This window comes from Sporolactobacillus caesalpiniae (assembly GCF_040513385.1).
Taxonomy (GTDB): Bacteria; Bacillota; Bacilli; order Bacillales; family Sporolactobacillaceae; genus Sporolactobacillus.
Genome location: NZ_JBEVCB010000010.1, coordinates 1 through 19,254 on the forward strand (window position 1 = coordinate 1; position 19,254 = coordinate 19,254).

The window sequence follows — 19,254 nt, forward strand, 5'->3', positions numbered from 1 at the left end:
TGTAAAAAAAGTTCTTAATTGAAGATTTCTTTGCTTATAGAAGAGTAGCAAAGAAATACAGTTGCATAGCGGACGGAAGATGTGCAGCAATCAGCTTAAAAAATGCGACTGTCCAGACCTGAATAGCTGAGGAAATAAGGGTGATTTTTCCGGTTATATGCATCATAGGTTTGTTTCATGGGTAAATAAGGGTAATTTTTCCACTTATTCAAAGAAAAGCTCTCCATTTTCACGTTTTTCGATTCGATAAACGGAATTTCTCCGTCTATTTAAGCGATTTTTTTATTAATTTTCTAATTAAGGGTAATTTTTCCGTTTATTTATCAGAGCTGGCGCTTTACATGATCGCCCAACCGATAAGATCGAATCCTCTTGATCCCAGATATGGGAATCCTTTGAATGCATGAGGCTAAATTTAAACCGGGTTTATGTTAATCACCCTAAATGGAATTTTATGATATACACAGTTAAGCGAGCGTAAATAAGCGGAGGTCTTCAACTGTTCGCTTTAACTTTTCACGAGTTAGTTTTAACTTTTGTATTTCACATTCTCAGTTCCGCATTAACTTGTACTATGGCTGGCCTTCATACTGCGCACTCCGTCTTTACTGCGCACTCCGTCTTTACTGCGCAGCATCACATCTTTTAATTTCGTATAAATTGTTTCGAAATGAGACAGGTTCAGATGCTGATCTTATGGCTAATGGCGTAACTCCCCCAAATCAAAATGTTTTCAGAAAAAAGGATCCACCTAGTGTACCCTGACTTATACGGCATGAAACGAATAGTTAGGTTGGATGATTCTGTTAACGAATTCATATTTGGTTCACAGAGTGCGGTTACACTAGGGAAATCATAGCAGGGCTTTCTTTTGAGATTATATGTTTTTAGATTGGAGATGAGTAAATGATTCGTTTGGCAAGGTATATGAGACCGTATCTATGGCCGGCACTTTTTTCGGTTATTTTTGTCTTCTTGCAATCATTAGCAAACCTATATTTGCCAACATTGATGGCGGATATTGTGGATACGGGTGTAGTGAAAGGCGACATGCCGTACATCTATAAAATGGGTGCCTATATGCTGCTGGTGACACTGGCTGCAGGCGTTCTTACAGTGCTTGCTAACTATTTGGCATCAAAGGTCGCCGCCGGATTTGGCCGTGATGTGAGGAATAAGATGTTTTCACATGTTGAGACCTTCTCGCTAAAGGAATTTGATCAGGTGGGAACAAGTTCACTCATTACGCGGACGACCAATGATATTGCGCAGATTGAACAAGTATATATGATGATTCTCAAAATGATGACCATGGCTCCGCTGATGTGCATCGGAGGAATCATCATGGCCGTTTCCAAGGATGCAAAACTGTCGCTAGTCCTGGTTGTCGCATTGCCGCTCCTGATTGTTTCAATTTCCGTGCTTGCGCGGAAAGGAATGCCTTATTTTAAGGCTATTCAAAAGAAAATGGATCGACTCAATTTGATTCTGCGTGAAGAGTTGACCGGTATTCGTGTGATTCGATCTTTTAACAGGACAAAGCATGAAGTGCAGCGCTTTGATGAAGCGAATAAAGACATCACGCAGACATCGATTCGAATCAATCAGATCATGTCGGCTGCGATGCCGCTGATGATGCTCATTATGAACTTGTCGATGGTTGCAATCGTCTGGTTTGGCGGGCTGCGCATTAATAGCGGATCCATGCAAGTAGGCGATTTGATGGCATTCATCCAGTATGCGATGCAGATTATGTTCTCGGTCCTCATGGGTGCAATGATGTTCATTATGATTCCCCGTGCTCAGATTTCCGCGACACGTGTCAATGAAGTACTTGACATTCAACCTGATATTCAGGATACAAAGCGTAATGGGTCAGAAAAAATTGATGAAAACGAGCAAGGTGTGGAATTTCAAAATGTGACATTCACTTATCCCGGAGCTGAAAAGCCTGCGTTGTCGGCTATTTCTTTTACAGCACAAGTCGGAGAGACGACCGCCATCATTGGGGGAACGGGTACGGGAAAATCAACGCTGCTGAATCTTATTCCACGATATTTTGATGCAACTCATGGCAGTGTTCGAATTAATGGTGCCGATGTTAAAACAGTTTCCTTAGATAAACTGCGCCGAATGATTGGCTATGTGCCGCAAAAATCTATACTTTTCACTGGTACTGTTGCGGATAACATTCGCTACGGAAATGAGCGGGCGACAGATGAAGAGATTGAGGAGGCTGCGCGAACGGCACAGGCAGATGATTTTATCCGTGAGATGGGGGAAGGATACGACTCTGTCATCGCTCAAGGCGGCAAGAACATTTCCGGAGGACAGAAGCAACGCTTAGCGATCGCCCGCGCTTTAGCTCGTCAGGCAGAGGTCTATCTGCTCGATGATAGTTTCTCAGCACTTGATTACCGCACTGATGCGCGTCTGAGGTCAGCGCTCGGCCGCATTACTCAGTCAGCGGCGGTGATAATTGTCGCGCAACGCGTAAGCACCGTGCTTCATGCCGATAAAATTATTGTTTTAGATGACGGCAGGATCGTTGGTATGGGCACACATGATCAGCTGATAAAAACATGCGCCGTATACAAGGAAATTGTTGCCTCGCAGCTGGATAAGGAGGAATTGGCATGAGCGACAAAAAGAGCAGCAGCCGCAATGGCGGTGGATTTGGCCCGGGTCATATGCGCATGCCTGTCCAAAAGCCAAAAAATTTTCGTAAAACCTTTCACCGCCTGATGGGGTATCTGCGTCCGCATAAAGCGGTACTGGTTGCCGTTTTTATAACGGCCATCCTTAGTACAATCTTTACCATTATCGGACCAAAACTAATGGGGAACGCGACGACCAAACTTTTTGAAGGTATGATGTTGAAAATTAAAGGGGTTCCGGGTGCGCACATCGATTTTAACTATATATGGGGCATCGTTGTCACCTTGGTTATCTTGTATGTTCTTAGTTCAGTCTTTACCTTTATCATGCAGTATCTAATGAGCGGCGTCTCGCAAAAAATGGTCTATACACTGCGCAAACAGGTGAATGAGAAGTTGGCCCGATTACCGGTCGACTATTATGATGCGCATCCAAATGGCGATATACTTAGCCGTGCTGTCAACGACTCGGAGAATATCAGCAATACACTGCAGCAAAGTCTAACGGCATCGATTACATCAATCGTCTCATTGATCGGTGTTATTGTCATGATGCTAACGATCAGTCCTTTGTTGACGCTCGTGTTGCTTGTGACGATTCCGCTCAGTTTCGTAGGCATTTCTCAAATTACAAAACGGTCTCAAGGATTTTTTAAGCAGCAACAGGTGCAAATCGGTCAATTAAATGGCCATGTCGAAGAGATGTTTACCGGTCATCAAGTCATCAAGGCATTCGGAAAAGAGCATGAATCTGTTAGTAAATTTAAAAACATTAACGGCAAACTCTATCATTCTGCGTGGAAGGCGCAATTTCTATCGGGAATTATGATGCCGATGATGATGTTTGTCGGCAACATTGGTTATGTATTGATCTCTGTTGTCGGCGGTATTCTGGTTGTAAAGCGTTCGATTGAAATCGGTGATATTCAAGCATTCATTCAATATGCGCGTCAATTTGGCCAGCCGCTCAATCAAATCGCTAACATCTCAAATATTATTCAATCTACAATTGCATCGGCAGAACGAATCTTTGAGATTCTGGATGAAGAAGATGTGAAACCGGATAGTGCAAAATCAGAATCGCTTGCGCAACCGGCAGGTCATGTGGCTTTTGATCATGTGAACTTCCGCTACAAAGAGGATCAACCCTTAATTGAGGATATGACGCTTGATGTGAAAGCCGGACAGTCGGTAGCGATCGTCGGACCGACCGGTGCCGGAAAAACAACTCTTGTTAATTTGCTTATGCGCTTTTACGAATTGCGGCATGGGAAAATCACGGTCGATGGTGTCGATACCCGCCTCATTAAACGAGAACAGCTTCATCGGCTCTTCGGCATGGTGCTGCAGGACACTTGGCTATTCAAAGGCACGATTCGCGAAAATATCGCGTACGGCCGCGAAGGCGCGACGGAAGAAGAAATCGTGCGTGCTGCGGAGGCGGCACATGCTGATCATTTTATTCGAACCTTGCCGGATGGCTATGATACGGTTTTAAATGAAGAGGGGACGAATATTTCTCAAGGCCAGAAGCAGCTCCTGACGATTGCGCGTGCTATTCTTGCCGATCCGGTCATCCTCATTCTTGATGAAGCGACTAGCAGTGTTGATACACGAACTGAGATGCATATCCAAAAAGCGATGAACAGACTCATGACGGATCGTACCAGCTTTGTCATTGCCCACAGGTTGTCAACGATCAAGGAAGCCAATTTGATTTTGGTCATGAATCACGGCCGTGTCATTGAGCAGGGGACGCATCAATCGCTGCTTGAAAGAAAAGGCTTCTATGCTGACCTGTATAACAGCCAATTTACAGAAGAAACGGAGCATCAGGAAATTAGATAATGACACGTAATACAAGCGATCGGGCCTTTGCCCTGATTGCTTTTTTTTGATTGAGGGGGCATGCTAGTATGCGATGCGCCAATTAAATTAGAATTGGAATGATCCTGATACAAAATGAATACATTCACAATCTTTTTTTGTTTTTTTGTTTTACTTTGTGAGCAAGTATATTAAACTTTTAAAAAGTGGGAGTAAAAGAAAAAAGCGAGGCAGAGCAATGGTAAAAAAAATTGTGTTTACCGGCGGAGGTTCAGCGGGGCATGTTACCCCAAACCTGGCGCTTATTGACGAATTAAAGAACTGTGAAATTACGTACATCGGCTCAAAAAATGGAATTGAAAAAAATCTGGTGCAAGCACATGGAATTGACTATCGAGCCATTTCAAGCGGCAAGCTTCGCAGATATTTCGATATGAAAAATTTTAAAGATCCATTCAAGGTTATTGCAGGAGTGATGCAGGCCTATTTGATCCTAAAAAAGATCAAGCCCAATGTGATTTTCTCTAAAGGCGGATTTGTCTCTGTACCGGTTGTCATTGCCGGGTGGCTGAATCATATTCCGGTTTACATTCATGAATCGGATATTACACCCGGACTAGCCAATCGAATAGCGATTAAATTTGCGACTAAATTGTTTGTGACCTTCGAGGAGGCCGCGGCACATCTGCCGAAGGATAAGGTGATGTATACCGGCGCGCCAATCCGTGACGTCTTGCTCAAGGGCGATCGAAAAAAAGGACTGGAATTTCTCGGGTTTCAAGGAAACAAACCAGTACTTCTTATTATGGGCGGCAGTCTCGGCGCAAAGAAGATCAACGAAGTTGTTCGAGAGTCGCTTCCTGAATTACTTAAGAGCTATCAAATAGTGCATTTATGCGGCAAAGGAAATGTTGATGCTGAATGTGCATCGACGGCAGGCTACAAGCAATTTGAGTATATCGACAAGGAATTGCCGGATGTCATGGCTGCGTCGTCGATCATTCTGTCGCGGGCGGGCTCAAACGCGATTTTTGAGTTCCTTGCTTTAAAAAAACCCATGATTCTCATTCCACTGCCACTCCGATCAAGTCGCGGTGACCAGATTCTGAATGCGGAATCGTTTAAGAAAAAAGGCCTGTGCGAAGTGCTGGAAAATGATTCGTTGACCTCCGATGAGCTGCAGCAGACTATCGCTAATGTCTATAAAAACCGATACGATTATATTGATCGGATGACAGCTGCTCAAGTTGCGACCCATGGGATCAAGAATATATTGAGCGAACTTAATAAGTAAAAAATGAGCGATCCGAATGTATTCGGATCGCTTTTTCAATACTATTTTCAGCTTATTTGCTTTACGTCAACATCCACTTTTAGATTTTGTTTCGGTGTACCATGGTAGACACCTTTGACAGGGACGATATCTTTGTAATCGCGTCCGTAAGCGAGAATGATGTAGCGCCAACCAACCGGAACATCATTTGTCGGGTCAAATCCTGTCCAACCGACTTCAGGAATATAGGCTTCAATCCAGGCATGAGAAGCTTGTTCAAAATCCGCGTTCCCACCGCTGAGATCCGATATGTATTGATAGCCGCTCACATAGCGCGCAGGAATGCCGATGCATCGGCAAAGTGCGATCATGAGATGGGCAAAATCTTGGCAGACACCGCGGCGCAGCTTAATCATCTCGTCAATTTTTGTTTGGACCTGTGTCGCGGCTGGATCATAAATATACTCCTGCTTAATGGCTGTCGTTATCTCGGCTAAGAGTTGTGAGACAGATGGCATCGATTGGCTTAGAAAGCGGTTCACGATGTTGTTAACATCAATCGTATTTTGCGTGTAATCTGTCGGTGCCAAATACTCGGCGAACTGGTCGAGAAATGCGTCACTTTTCATAATTGTTTGTTCCTGTTCAAAAGGAAGGATGCTTTCTCTAGGCGCTAAAGAATCATTGGTCACTACAATGGATTGGGCGGTGATTCTCAGTTCTGAATGAGGATCGGCGATTGAAAAAGCATGCACGCGATTTCCAAAATAATCTTCATAGGCGTAGAGCGGCGCGTGCGGATATGTGGAAATCGCGTGCTGATAGCAGGACTGATTTCCGTTCGTTCTGGGCGATAAGCGAATCTCATTGACACTGTCCGATACTTCTCCATCATATTGATAATGTGTTGTATGCACTATTTTGAATTTCATCGTTTGGCGCGTGACTGCTGATTGAAAGATGAACGCTCAAAAAGTCAGCACGTTGACCCCCTTTGCTGAGAACATTTGTCCAATTTCTGATCCGATTGTGTTGCATCGACGCACTTCAAGGTCGAGAAAATCGGCGACCCCATTTCGAACGATTTCGGAAGGATCCATGTAATTGAGCTGAGCGTGCATTTTGCCGATCAATTTCCGAACATTTTTAATAGAGTGGGAAATCCCTCCTTGAGAATCGGATAGTTTAGCAAGATGTTCGTTCAGATGGCAGAGTGAAAAACGTGTCGATCTTGGAAAAACAGCGCTGAGCATTAAAAATTCGAGCATAGTGACTGTTGAAATTTTATTTGAGAGACATTTTCGGAAAGCTTCATAGCCGCTGACTGACTTAAGCAGGGCGAGTGCGTCGCCAAAAGAAAGTTCTATGCCATTTTCACAATAAACCACACGCAAAATGCGCAATGTGTTTTCCGCGCGCTCAAAGTATTTTCCTATTTCAAGCATATGCCATTCTTGACCGCGAAGCATGGTTGATTCAACGATACCTTGAAACAGCGCTGTTTGATTCTTGATTTGTTCAAAAAACGTGTGGGGGTAGACTAATAGATTGTCCAATGTCTGTTTATCAAGCCAGATGTGAAAGCCGTTGATCGCGTTCCAAAGCTCACTTGGAAGCCGCTCACGAATCGCTTGCATGTTTCCACGCGCGCTGGTCACACAGGAACGAATAGAATTTGTATTGTCTTTGTCAAAGATTATGGTGCTGAGCACAGTGGATTCGTTGTAGGGTAATTTCTGTTCTTGAAACGCTCGTACATCCGCCAGCGTTTCAATGAGCTCTTTCCATGGATACTGATCCCGTTCTGTGTGTGTAGCTTGGCGGTGATAGTCGACATCAATAAGTCGGGCGTGATTTTCGATGCGCTCTAGATAGCGTCCAAGCCAGTAAAGTGATTCTGCAATTCTACCGATCATACGGATCCCCTCTTACTGATTCCTTTTGTATTTTTACTGCTCCCCGTACAAGGGGTGTCGCGCAGTTAAAATTAAACAATCCAAGTGTCTTTGCTTCCGCCGCCTTGTGATGAGTTGACTATAAGCGAGCCTTTTGTCATGGCGACACGGGTCAAGCCACCGGAGATGACGGAGGTTTTTCTGCCCTGAATGATGAACGGGCGCAGGTCAATGTGTCGGTTTTCAATTTGACCGTCGGTGAGTGTTGGGACTGCGGAAAGACTGATGGTTGGTTGAGCAATGTATCGATCCGGATGCTCAAGAATCTTTTGACGGAACAAGTCAATCATTTCCGGAGTGGATTGCGGGCCAATCAGCATGCCGTAGCCGCCGGACAACGAGGTCTCTTTGACGACCATTTTTTCCAACTGATTAAGCACAAACTCTCGATCTTCTTTTCTCTCCATATGATATGTGGGTACATTTTTCAGGATAGGCTCTTCATGCAAATAGTAACGAATCATGTCCGGTACCTTTGTATAAACAGCTTTATCATCGGCGACTCCAGTGCCAGGCGCGTTGGCTATGGCAACATTCCCGGCCCGGTAAGCGTTCATTAGACCGGCGACACCAAGAAGTGAGTTCGGATTAAAGGCGAGCGGATCGATAAAATCGTCATCGAGCCGGCGATAGATCACATCCACCTGTCTTAATCCTTCAATTGAATTGATGTATACCTTTTGGTCGACAACGCGCAGATCCGGTCCCTCTACGAGTTCGATGCCCATTTGCTGCGCGAGAAAGACATGCTCAAAGTACGCGGAATTATATCTGCCCGGAGTCAGTAGTACGATGACGGGATCCTGTTTGTGATGAGGTGCTAGGTCATGCAGCGCTGTGAGCAGATCCTGGGTGCCTTGCTCAATGCTCTCGACGTGTGAAGAAAAATAGAGTTCAGGGAAATAGTGCATCATGAGCGAACGATTTTTGAAGACGTAAGATAGACCGGACGGTGTGCGCAAGTTGTCTTCGAGCACGTAGTACACACCAAGCTCGTCACGGATCAAATCAATTCCGGAGAGTGCGATATAAACATTTTCCGGAACGTCGACATTGGCCATCTCCGGCAAGAAATATGGATTGTTAATAATCTGTCTTCTGGATAGTAGGCCGTCTTTAATGATCTTCTGTTGATGGTAGACATCATAAAGGAAATGGTTCAGCGCTTTAACACGCTGTCTGAGGCCTGCGCTAATGTTTTCCCAATCCTCACGCGGAATGATTCTCGGTATGATATCAAAGGGAATGATACGCTCACTGGCTTGGTTTGCTGTATACAGTTGAAAGGTCACGCCCTGACGCACCATTTGTTGCTTAATCTCTTTGGAACGGTCAAGGAGTTCATTTTCACCAAGCGTTTGCAGACAATCGAACAAATTTTGATAGTGTGCTCTGATCCGGCCGTCCGGTAGAAACATTTCATTGAAACAGCTTGTTTTCGAATGGTCGATTGTAAACATACAGACCGTCTCCCTTAAGGAGGGCTATTCAAATAGCGGGAACTGCGCAATTTGAACAGACGCTGACCTAATTAAGTTGATTAAATTTTTTAATAATTTTAATAAATTATAATCACTCTTGTGTCTAGCTGTCAATGCTTGCTAAAAAAAACAATGTATCGCTCATGATTTAGTTACTGCGAGGGCACGATGCAAGCCCAGAAAACATACACTAGGAAGGTCAGGAAATGAGCCAAATCACTAATAATAGGCAATGGTAACTAGCTTGATAGTCGATTAATGAATAGTTTTTTAATGTATAGGAAAAACTGAGTGTGGAGGTGAACATGATGACAATGCGGGAACAGGATCATTTGGAGGAGACATGCTTAATTTGCGGACAGCAAAATGTTGAAGGAATTCATATCTGCAATCAACTAATCTGTGAATCTTGCCAGAAAAAAATAGTTGAGACGGATGTGACAAATTGGAAATACAAATTCTATATGAATAAATTAGCCAAACTTCGAATCGGCCAAAGTCAGCAAGCAGTGACACGGGTTGTGATTCAGGCAGGAGCGGCAGGGGAAGCAGATAAACACTAATGCTTCTTTTTTTTGCAAGAAAAAATTACGGAGGGGGGCTGTAAAGCGCAACATAGGTATTGCAAACGTCAAATGATGTGTAATTAGTATTTTACGAGCCGCTTCTTTTTTTGCTACACTGTATGCGAAGGAAGTGATGGGTCAAATGGAATGAATTGGTGAGTAATCGCCTGTTCGTTTACATTGTGTAAAGCGCTTCTGAATCTATTTCGCGGGGAGGCGGCCCGATGACTGCCAAATCAATAAATTTATGGAAGCGATGGCTGCTCTTGGGCTGTCTCTGCGCTTCGCTTCCTGCATCCATAGTATTATTAATGGTGAGAGAAACGAGCGGCAATCCGGTTTTTAATTATGGGCTGCCCTATGTCTCCTTCCTCTTTTGTTTCGGACTAGGAATCTATTTTTGGTCGCTAAATCAGTCGGAGAAAGGGGAGCAGAGACTAGTCATTTTTTTAACAGTCCTCAGCCTGTTATGGCTGACGGGGAGTGCCGGCCGAACAGACTTTGAACGACTTGTCTGCCGCGATTTGTACCTAATTATTTATTTAACTTCCCTTGTTTTATCGATGAGAGTGCTGAAGAAATTTTTTTCATACTGGAGCCTTGTTTGGGTGTCTGCGCGGACTGAAATCATTGGTGCTGCTTGCGCTGCATTGACACTGATATCCGTAATTGCGGGTCAATGCGTCGGTTTAGCAGGTGCTTGGTTACTGGCTATAGTTGTCATCGCAGCATTGATGCTTTTCATAATCATCTGTGCCATACGCGCTTTAAGGCGTTACGATGATGCGGCGTACACGCCCATGCTGCAGGTAGTGACAATCGGGCTGCTTTTTGCATTCATACCGAACCTTATCTTGTCGCTTGTTCCTTCACTTGTTCAAAATGAGTTAGTCGTTCACTTGCGGTTGGACATTTTTTTATTAATATGGCCATTACTCTTGTCTTATTTAATTAACTCCAATCGCTTTATGGATGTTTCATTTGTGGTGACTCATGTCGCTTACTGCGCGCTGATTGCGGCACCACTGGCAGTCCTGCTTGGCGTACTATTTCATGTGGTGGCCGAATGGAACATGGTCGCTTACGCTCGAAGTGATGGTTACCGTTTCATGATCGCCGCTTTTGTCGCTTTGTTCGTGATCTTTTACATAAAGCAATATTTGGATTATGCACTTAGAAAGAGGCTTTATCCCAAACAGCAAGACGTAGAGACAAGTTTGAACCGATTTTTACAGTGGATTAAACCGGATTCCGACTTAAGTGATGTCGGCCGGATTATTAAAAGAGAGATGGAAGCTTGTTTGCCCGTGGAACAAGTCGGACTATCACGGATTGGTCAGGAAGAACGAAGCATGTCTTTACATGTTGAGAAGGCGTATCAGGAAAGTGAACGGGATCTGAATCAATCTCAGGATGAACTTGGAAAACTTTTCATGACTCTGGACGGTTTCCGCATTATATTATCAAAGAGCGCGCATGGGAAAATTGTTATTGACGGAAAGTGGTCCATGCCCCGAAGGCGCCTGAATCCGGACGAACGCGTTTGGCTTGCGACACTAATCAATTATGCGCAGATGGTAATTGAGAATCTGTCAAATACAAAAGAAATGATGGAAAAATTGGAAGAAACTTCTCTTCAGGCCGTATCCGTTCCGCTTACAATAAAAAAAATGATGCTGCGTATTTCGGAACGTGAACGCTGGAAACTGTCGCGCAAGCTGCATGACCAGAACATGCAGGATCAGCTCGATATTGCTCGCCAGCTTGATGCTTGGAGCACACATGCTGAAGACCCGGAAACGAAGGCACTGATGGTCAAATTCCGTGAGCAGGTATTAGACAGCGTATATGTGCTTCGCCAGGTCATCAATGATCTTCACCCTGAATTCATTTATCGGACAGGCCTTCGAAAAGCGCTCATGGAGTTGTTTGATAAGGTTAATCTGCGCGCTGATTTCACGCTTCAAGCCACGATTGACGAACATTTGGAAGGGTTCCAGCGGGAATGGGAAATAGCGGTTTACCGGGTAATCCAAGAATTACTAAATAACGCGCGGAAGCATTCGCACGCTCGCCAGGTTCACTTAAGTTTAGAAAAAGAGAATGGCCAATTTACACTTACCTATGCAGATGATGGGATTGGTCTTGATGTTTCTAAAATCGGCCAGTCATTTGGAACGATGGGCTTTCCAGGGATGATCGGGCGAGTAGAAGGCCTCGGTGGACGCTTTAACATTTGTTCGAAAAAAGGAAATGGTGTTGAAATCACTATTCAATGGACGAATAATGAGGCTTATAGCGGATGATTGGGAGAGGTTTGGATCGAATGAGTAAAGAAAAAAGAAAACAATGGGCACGTTCGATTATTTTTGGGATTGCACTTGTCTATTCACTGACACTCGCCATTCATTTTATGACCGTAATACTTGATCGTCCTTATGTCGGCATCTACACAGTTAGTGACGGCAAACAAGTAAAAGTCAGTTCGGTTGCGCCCTACAGCTGGGCCGAAACGGCTGGTGTACGGCCCGGCGATGTCCTAATCAGTATTGATGGAAAGCTTTCGGCAGACAATCGGAATATAGTGAATTTCAATATGGTTGGTCAAGCGAAGCATTTGAGCCTTGCCAGAGGCTCAAACGTGTTTTTTTTGACTATTAATAATGACGCCTCCCAATGGGCGCTGCTTTTCTATCTGATTATTCCGCTTGCCTTTTTTTTGACCTGTTTTGTGGCTGTTCTGTTCCTATACATGCGTAAAGAGAGCAGCCCCGTGGTTCATGTATTAATTGCGCTGTTGATCACGGTTAGTCCGGTTCTATTTGAAATGTCTGCCAACGCCCGGCACGACAGCTGGAGTCTGAGACTTACGAGTGTGGCCATTGTATTTACGCTTATCTTTCTGATTCACTTTCTCAGAGATTATTTTTCAGCGTGCGGTTTTTTTCTTGTATCCAACTGGTTACTTGGCTGTCTCTATTTGTGCGGATCGCTCATTGTTTTGAACAGTTGCTTGTTCACTTCAAGGGAGGTCAACGCCTACTATCTGCAAGAGCTGGTGTTCTCTGTTTTTGTATTCGTTCTGCTCTGTATCCAATTAATACGGCTTTATTATCGAATCAGAGCATCCGAATATGGGCGGATTATTCATTTATTGATGGCCGGATTTTTTGTTGCTCTGTTCCCTTTTATCGCGTTATACGCGGTTCCAAATATGTTTATCGGGACATCATTTGTCCCTGTGGAGTGGACGACACCATGGATGACTATGCTGCCGATTACCTTGTGCTATATCGTCTTATCCTCTGCGCTTATTGATATGTCTTTCTATATTGGGCGGATCGGCTACTATTGTGCGCTCAGCTTTTCTATTACGCTATTGATTCTGTTTGGCTTTCTTGGTCTTGTGCAAGGGCATGTGCCGGAGAGCCCAACAGACATCGCGCGAATTGGTTCGCTATGCTTCATCATAGGTTTGATTGTACTCTATACAAAGGAATACACGGATTATCGTTTGCGAGCTTATCTTCATCCGAAACGAAGCTCGGGGCAGGATACTTTAAACCGATTCCTGCAAAAATCGAAGACGGAATACACATTGCGTCATGTTGATCTGATGCTGCGTCGAGCGGTTCTGTCTGAACTTCCTATTCAAGAAACAGCCTTGTTCCTTGTGGGTCAAGATGGAAGAATGCGTGAGGTGAATTCGCGTTCATCAGGCACTTTGGAGGACATTGCGGTTATTGTTGATGGTGAAATTAATTTGAAGAAAAGCGATCTGGGGTTCTCTGCCGTCCTTAAAGAGGGAAAGGAAGAGAAGGTTGTCTTTGTCGGCAGGTGGATGAAGCCTGGACGGAACCTGAATTTGGATGAGAGTATGTGGCTTGAGACGCTGTGCAACTACGCACGAGTCATTGTCGATAATTTGTATAAAATGGAAGGACTGATGCAGGAATTTCACAATCTTGAGAATGATCGCAAAAAGATTCCGCCGACAATGAACCGCTGGCTGTTCTCTATTTCAGAGCAAGAACGAGCACATTTATCAAGGGATATGCATGATACAAACATCCAAGATCAATTGGCGATTGCTCGTGAGATGGATGCGGCTGCAAGAAAAGTTACTGATCCGGAAAGCGCGCAACAACTGAGCTATATTCGTGAGCGTATTCTTGACAATGCCGAGGGAATGCGCAAAATGATCAGAGAGTGGTATCCTGCGGATATTTTTAGGGGCAAGTTGGAAAGCTCGCTCAATGCACTGGTTCAACGTGTGAATTTATCGGCGAATTTTCTGCTTGAAACATGTTACTCAGGTGTTCCTCAAGGCCTTTCGCAAGAATGCGCACTGTGTATTTACCGATCATTTCAGGAATTATTGAGCAACGCTATAAAGCATTCGGATGCCGCGCATGTACAGCTGACTTTGATTTTTGAAAGCGGGCACTGCTTGCTTAGCTATTATGATGACGGAAGGGGACTAGGTGAGCATTCTATTGATCCTTTTTTCAGCACAACAGGTCTGCCGGGATTAATAAGCAGGATTGAAGGACTTGGCGGAAAGATTCTGTTTGGCGCAGAGAAAGCTGACCGTACGGCGGGTGGGTTCTCTGCACAAATCAAATTACCTATAAAAGATACATATTGACATTGAGGGAGATGGAGCGAATGACATCAGTATTAGTGATTGATGATCATGCTGTTGTTGCCAGTGGAACAAAAGCGGTACTTCAAAGCGCGGGTTTTGAAGTGGAGACGCAACAATCAGCAAAAAATATTCAACAAATCATGAATCAAACGCATTATGACCTATTTCTAGTGGATCTAAATATGCCGGATATGGATGGGATGGCTGCCTCAGATCTCATTCTGGATTTGGACCCTGAAGCTAAGATTGTTATTTATACAGGCTATGAGACGGAAATCGAACAGCTATTTGCATCAATGATTGAACGTGGTATCTCAGGGATTGTGAGTAAATCCGCATCCATTGATTCACTGATTGCTGCGCTGCATGCGGCACTACGTGATGAGGTGCTGCTTCCAATATGGCTGTTCCAACGTTTACGCGTAAATGAAGTAACACGAACGAGCACGTCTAAAGTTCATTTCAATCAAATTGAGCGGGCAACTCTTGCCGGCGTGATGAGGGGAGATACCAATCGTGAAATTGCGAGGAATTTATTGATCGGTCAGAGAACTGTTGAAAAATATTTGACCGGAATCTTTCAAAAATTAGGCGTTCATTCACGAATTGAGGCAGCTGAAAAAGTCAATGAACTGGGCATGGCTGAAGAACTGCAAAATGAATGGAAGGCTGCCGGACAAACGAACACGGATAAATAGTTTACTGTGATGCGGTTCAACCGCCATCGGTTCCTTTACGTGCCCCCTCAACGTGCGGGACACCGCATGATAAATGCGGTGTCCCGCATAAAAAATGCGGGTTCATGCGGTCTGATTTGTATTATTATTGATCTAAAGGATTCCGCAATTGTGAAGGGTGATGGTGAGATGAGCCATGTACTTAATCCGACAATTTTTGAATTTTTTCTCACTTATAGTATTTTGCTTTCCATAAGTTTGCTGTGGGAAAAATATGTGAGAAGATCGCTTACGTATAATCATGGTGTTTTTTTGTCGCTTTTTATTGGTTATATGCTCATTACACTGCTGCTTACCGTTCAACCGATGAGTACCGCTGAACGCTCTATCGTCACGCCTGATGCAGCTTTGGTTAATTTCGAACCTTTTCGAATGATTACTTTGCAGATGCAAAGTGTCCAAGGACACTGGCTGCTTATGTGGAGTATTTGTCTTCCTGTTCCTTTCATGTTTTTTCTTGGCTTTTTTGCGCAAGGGCGAGTCTCTTTTCCCGGACTCGTCGCTATGGGCATCATGTCCTCTGTAGCGATCGAACTGGCGCTCTTTCTCATGAATGGCATTCCTCAATTTCCAAAACATCTTTTCGATATCGACGCTTTGATACTCAATTCACTCGGTGTTTTCTCCGGCGCGCTTCTTTTCTGCTGGATGGAAACCAAACAATGGATGAAAGACTGCATCTCAGATACAATGTCCGCTAGATAAAACCTCATGTGATTAATTAATAGTTGATGCTGAAAAGTTAATTTCTTGTTACTGCAGTGGCATTAATGTTCCTCCTTGATTGTGCATTCCTCAATTTGTGGTTGAAACCTCTCCCTTTGGAGTTGATCGATGTGAAACAAACTGCCGGATTTATTTTAGGTGTACTGCTTTTGTGCCTTAGTCTCGCAATTTTTAATTACGGAGCCTCCAACGATATCGCGGCTCTTTCTCTACTTATCATTTCCTTGTTAATTATTGGCGTAACGGAACTGACGACGAAGATGGGAAAAAAATAGAGGGCAGAATACACCTTTTGATCACTGCTTTCGGGTTCAATGATCTCGTACGGGTGATTTGCTGCACCTAATTGAATTTGAATCAGCTAAAAATGGTTGAAAAATCTCCGACTATGATAAAATGAAGGTATTAAATGTCAAGGAAGTCGCCATATGGATCAGAAACGAACACCTGTCTTTGATGGTTTAATCGAGTATAGTAGAAAACAGGCGTATTCCTTTCATGTACCTGGTCATAAAGATGGGCATGTGTTTCCCGGAAAAGCCGTACGCTCATTCAAATCGATTTTGGCGCTTGATGCCACGGAAGTCGCAAATTTGGATGACCTATATCATCCGACCGGAATACTTCGTGACGCGCAGCAGCTGCTTGGCACTTACTATGGCACGAAGTCCAGCTATTTTCTTGTTGGCGGCTCAACGATTGGCAATGTGATCATGATACTTGCGGCATGTGAACCTGGTGATGTTGTCTTCGTTCAACGTGATAGTCACAAATCTGTCATTAACGCGTTGAAATTGGCTGACGTCCGTCCCGTATTCCTCGCTCCGTCAATTGATCCGGGCTCAGGTCTCCCCGTGGGGATTGAGCCGCAAACTTTTGATGAGAGTTTGCGCCGATTTCCACAGGCGAAGGCGCTTATTTTGACTTACCCGAATTATTATGGAATTGCTGCCCGTTCTGTCCGTTATTTGATTACTCAAGCGCACGAACGCGGACTGTCGGTATTAGTGGACGAGGCACATGGCCCGCATTTCAAAATAGGTGCCCCCGTACCGCCGTCAACACTGGATATGGGGGCAGATATTGTCGTTCATTCAGCACATAAAATGCTGCCGGCGATGACAATGGGCGCCTATCTCCATGTTAATTCAGAACGGATTTCGACGGAGAGGATTGAGCGCTTTCGATCAATGCTGCAGAGTTCAAGTCCATCCTATCCAATTATGGCCTCACTGGATTTGGCACGCCACTATATGGCGACGCTTGATCGAGTAAACGTCAGCAAAATGATCGCGAGTCGTAACGCGTTTGTCCAACAGTTGCAGAAGATGAATCGATTGACTATACTGCAGGCGGACCCGGATCGGTTTATGCTCGATCCATTTAAGGTTGTGCTGTGTCCGAGCACGCGCGAGAATGGTTTTGACGTACAGGACAAGCTGATCCGCTTAGGTTTGTATCCCGAAATGGCTGACCCAAATCATGTTCTCCTTGTGCTTGGTTTAACTGAAACCATTAATTACGAGCGAGCGATTCGGAGCGTGGCGGAGGTATTATCTCAGTGCGCGTCTCGATCTTTTGAGAGACAAGAACAGGCGCCTTCATTTCCGGAAATAGAGACACTTGCCGATTCTTATCGGAAACTATCTTCTATGAAGAGTGAAACGGTTGATCAGAGTCAGGCGATTGGACGAATCGCGGCGGAACAGGTCATTCCTTATCCTCCCGGCATTCCAATTGTTGTTGAGGGCGAGTACGTGACGCGGCGCGGGTTGGATCTGATCCGCTACTGGCAGCGAGCCGGAGCGGTCTTTCAAAATGAAAGCGCGAATAAAAGAAAAATCAAGGTTTATCAGGCGGGGGAGCATCATAAGAATGACACATAAAGGACTTTTTATTACCTTTGAAGGACCTGACGGTTCAGGGAAAACGACACAAATTCAGCGATTGGCGGAGGAACTGGAGCATCGTCATCGTCCATACCTGCTCACCCGGGAACCCGGCGGAACAAAGATTGGCGACAAGATAAGGACGATTATCCTAAATCCTGATCACGCGGAACTGGCGGATAAGACAGAGATTCTTCTTTATGCCGCTTCTAGGAGTCAGCATGTCACCGAAAAAATAGTTCCTGCAGTTGAGGAAGGGAAGATCGTCCTCTGTGACCGCTTTGTCGATGCGTCGATTGCCTACCAAGGGTATGGATTAGGCGAGTCCATCGATACCGTCAAACAGATCAACGCTTTTGCGACTAATGGCCTCACACCGGACCGGACCTATTTGATCGATGTCTCTCCTGAAACGGGTAGAAGCAGAATGAAGCGCCGAAGCGGCGAACCCGAAGAAGGTGTGACACGCGCTGCTAACGATTTGGACCGGATTGAAATGCGCGCGTTGGCCTATCATCAGCGCGTTCGAGAAGGATTTCATGCAATCTATGCAGAACATAAATCAAGAATCTGCTTGATTAATGGTGAGCAGGATCATGACCATGTTTTTCATGACATCATGGATGATTTTTTTCGCTTACTTGACTGATTATAAAACTAAAGTCCAAAAGGAATGATTACGATGAAGTTGATTGTAGCCGTAATTCAAGATAAGGATAGCATTCTGTTGCAGCAGGCACTCGTAGATGCTGATTTTCACGCGACAAAGCTCGCGAGTACCGGTGGATTCCTCCGATCCGGTAATACAACGTTCATCATTGGTACTGAAGATCATCAAGTCGACGGATTACTTGAATTAATTAAAGAGCATTGCCATAGCCGCAATCAAGTGATTTCACCAATATCTTCACTTGACGCGAATGCGGATGGCTATATGATGCATCCGGTAGAAGTCGAGGTAGGCGGGGCAACGGTCTTTGTTCTTGATGTGGACCAGTTTAAGCACTTCTAAGGCAGGCAGCTTAAGTTTAGTAAAGGAGCGTAATCATCTATGGCAATTAAAATAGATCAGCGCACGAATCTTGGTGACTCCGTAGCGAAGCGGGAAAGTACCGCGCCGCAGCCGCATGCGACGTTTGAGCGCACGTTAAGCGCTCAGAAAAAGTCAATGCAAAGTGATGCCCTTAAAGCGCTGCTTAATAAGGTCGATGAACAGGCAAAGCGGGTGTCGGTATCGCGTACGATACGCGATTTACACGTGTACAAGAACTATGTTCGTTCCTTTTTACAGGAAGCAGTTCAGACCGGACTTGGTACAGCACAATCACGTTCATGGCAGCAGGGCGGCGCCCAGCAAACGTTGGTAAAGACTGTGGATCAGAAACTGATCACAATGACGAATGATTTATTGGACAAAAATAAAGATGAACTCAAACTGCTTGATCAGCTGGATGAGATTCGGGGCATGCTGATTAATCTATATATATGAATGCCG

Annotated in this window: 15 protein-coding genes; 12 read left to right on the forward strand and 3 right to left on the reverse strand. The window is 44.6% G+C overall.

What is annotated here, in order from left to right:
• The first annotated feature begins 906 nt into the window (after window positions 1-906).
• The 3 genes from ABWW58_RS16765 (at window position 907) to murG (ending at window position 5,778) form a co-directional block, all read left to right on the forward strand.
• Window positions 907-2,640: an ABC transporter ATP-binding protein gene (locus tag ABWW58_RS16765; RefSeq protein WP_353870196.1), complete on the forward strand. Its 1,734-nt coding sequence runs from the start codon at window positions 907-909 to the stop codon at window positions 2,638-2,640.
• A complete protein-coding gene (locus ABWW58_RS16770; RefSeq protein ID WP_353870198.1) occupies window positions 2,637-4,505 on the forward strand; it encodes an ABC transporter ATP-binding protein in 1,869 nt (622 codons plus the stop codon). The genes ABWW58_RS16765 and ABWW58_RS16770 overlap by 4 nt, the downstream gene beginning before the upstream one ends.
• 217 nt (window positions 4,506-4,722) lie before the next feature.
• A complete protein-coding gene (gene murG, locus ABWW58_RS16775; RefSeq protein WP_353870199.1) occupies window positions 4,723-5,778 on the forward strand; it encodes an undecaprenyldiphospho-muramoylpentapeptide beta-N-acetylglucosaminyltransferase in 1,056 nt (351 codons plus the stop codon).
• Window positions 5,779-5,825: 47 nt separating this feature from the next.
• Here murG and ABWW58_RS16780 read toward each other — a convergent pair whose 3' ends face one another.
• The 3 genes from ABWW58_RS16780 to ABWW58_RS16790 form a co-directional block, all read right to left on the reverse strand.
• Entirely contained in the window at window positions 5,826-6,689 is an 864-nt protein-coding gene (locus ABWW58_RS16780; protein WP_353870200.1) for a transglutaminase family protein, read from the reverse strand.
• A gap of 36 nt (window positions 6,690-6,725) precedes the next feature.
• The gene (locus ABWW58_RS16785; protein ID WP_353870201.1) at window positions 6,726-7,673 is read right to left on the reverse strand and encodes an alpha-E domain-containing protein; all 948 of its coding nucleotides are present in this window, start codon (window positions 7,671-7,673) and stop codon (window positions 6,726-6,728) included.
• A gap of 71 nt (window positions 7,674-7,744) precedes the next feature.
• Complete coding sequence (locus ABWW58_RS16790; RefSeq protein WP_353870202.1) at window positions 7,745-9,172, reverse strand: circularly permuted type 2 ATP-grasp protein; 1,428 nt, start codon at window positions 9,170-9,172, stop codon at window positions 7,745-7,747.
• A 326-nt stretch (window positions 9,173-9,498) separates the two neighbouring features.
• On the opposite strand from ABWW58_RS16790, the gene ABWW58_RS16795 reads away from it, so the two are divergent.
• The 9 genes from ABWW58_RS16795 to ABWW58_RS16835 all read left to right on the forward strand — a co-directional run bounded on the left by ABWW58_RS16795 (window position 9,499) and on the right by ABWW58_RS16835 (window position 19,248).
• Window positions 9,499-9,756, forward strand: a complete 258-nt coding sequence (locus ABWW58_RS16795) for a sigma factor G inhibitor Gin (RefSeq protein WP_353870203.1) — start codon at window positions 9,499-9,501, stop codon at window positions 9,754-9,756.
• 227 nt (window positions 9,757-9,983) lie between these two features.
• Window positions 9,984-12,065 (forward strand): sensor histidine kinase, encoded by a 2,082-nt coding sequence (locus ABWW58_RS16800; protein WP_353870204.1) that lies wholly within the window; start codon window positions 9,984-9,986, stop codon window positions 12,063-12,065.
• A 20-nt stretch (window positions 12,066-12,085) separates the two neighbouring features.
• Window positions 12,086-14,407, forward strand: coding sequence for a sensor histidine kinase (locus ABWW58_RS16805; protein ID WP_353870205.1), 2,322 nt, complete (start codon window positions 12,086-12,088; stop codon window positions 14,405-14,407).
• Window positions 14,408-14,427: 20 nt separating this feature from the next.
• Window positions 14,428-15,105, forward strand: a complete 678-nt coding sequence (locus ABWW58_RS16810) for a response regulator transcription factor (RefSeq protein WP_353870206.1) — start codon at window positions 14,428-14,430, stop codon at window positions 15,103-15,105.
• Window positions 15,106-15,273: 168 nt separating this feature from the next.
• Window positions 15,274-15,849: a VanZ family protein gene (locus ABWW58_RS16815; RefSeq protein ID WP_353870207.1), complete on the forward strand. Its 576-nt coding sequence runs from the start codon at window positions 15,274-15,276 to the stop codon at window positions 15,847-15,849.
• A 449-nt stretch (window positions 15,850-16,298) separates the two neighbouring features.
• On the forward strand, window positions 16,299-17,756 hold the full coding sequence (locus tag ABWW58_RS16820) for an aminotransferase class I/II-fold pyridoxal phosphate-dependent enzyme (protein ID WP_353870208.1): 1,458 nt from the start codon (window positions 16,299-16,301) through the stop codon (window positions 17,754-17,756).
• On the forward strand, window positions 17,746-18,408 hold the full coding sequence (gene tmk / locus ABWW58_RS16825) for a dTMP kinase (RefSeq protein WP_353870209.1): 663 nt from the start codon (window positions 17,746-17,748) through the stop codon (window positions 18,406-18,408). Before ABWW58_RS16820 ends, tmk begins: the two co-directional genes overlap by 11 nt.
• Window positions 18,409-18,441: 33 nt before the next feature.
• A complete protein-coding gene (gene darA, locus ABWW58_RS16830; protein WP_353870210.1) occupies window positions 18,442-18,771 on the forward strand; it encodes a cyclic di-AMP receptor DarA in 330 nt (109 codons plus the stop codon).
• Between the two features lie 39 nt (window positions 18,772-18,810).
• Window positions 18,811-19,248: a YaaR family protein gene (locus ABWW58_RS16835; protein ID WP_353870211.1), complete on the forward strand. Its 438-nt coding sequence runs from the start codon at window positions 18,811-18,813 to the stop codon at window positions 19,246-19,248.
• Window positions 19,249-19,254: the final 6 nt, after the last annotated feature.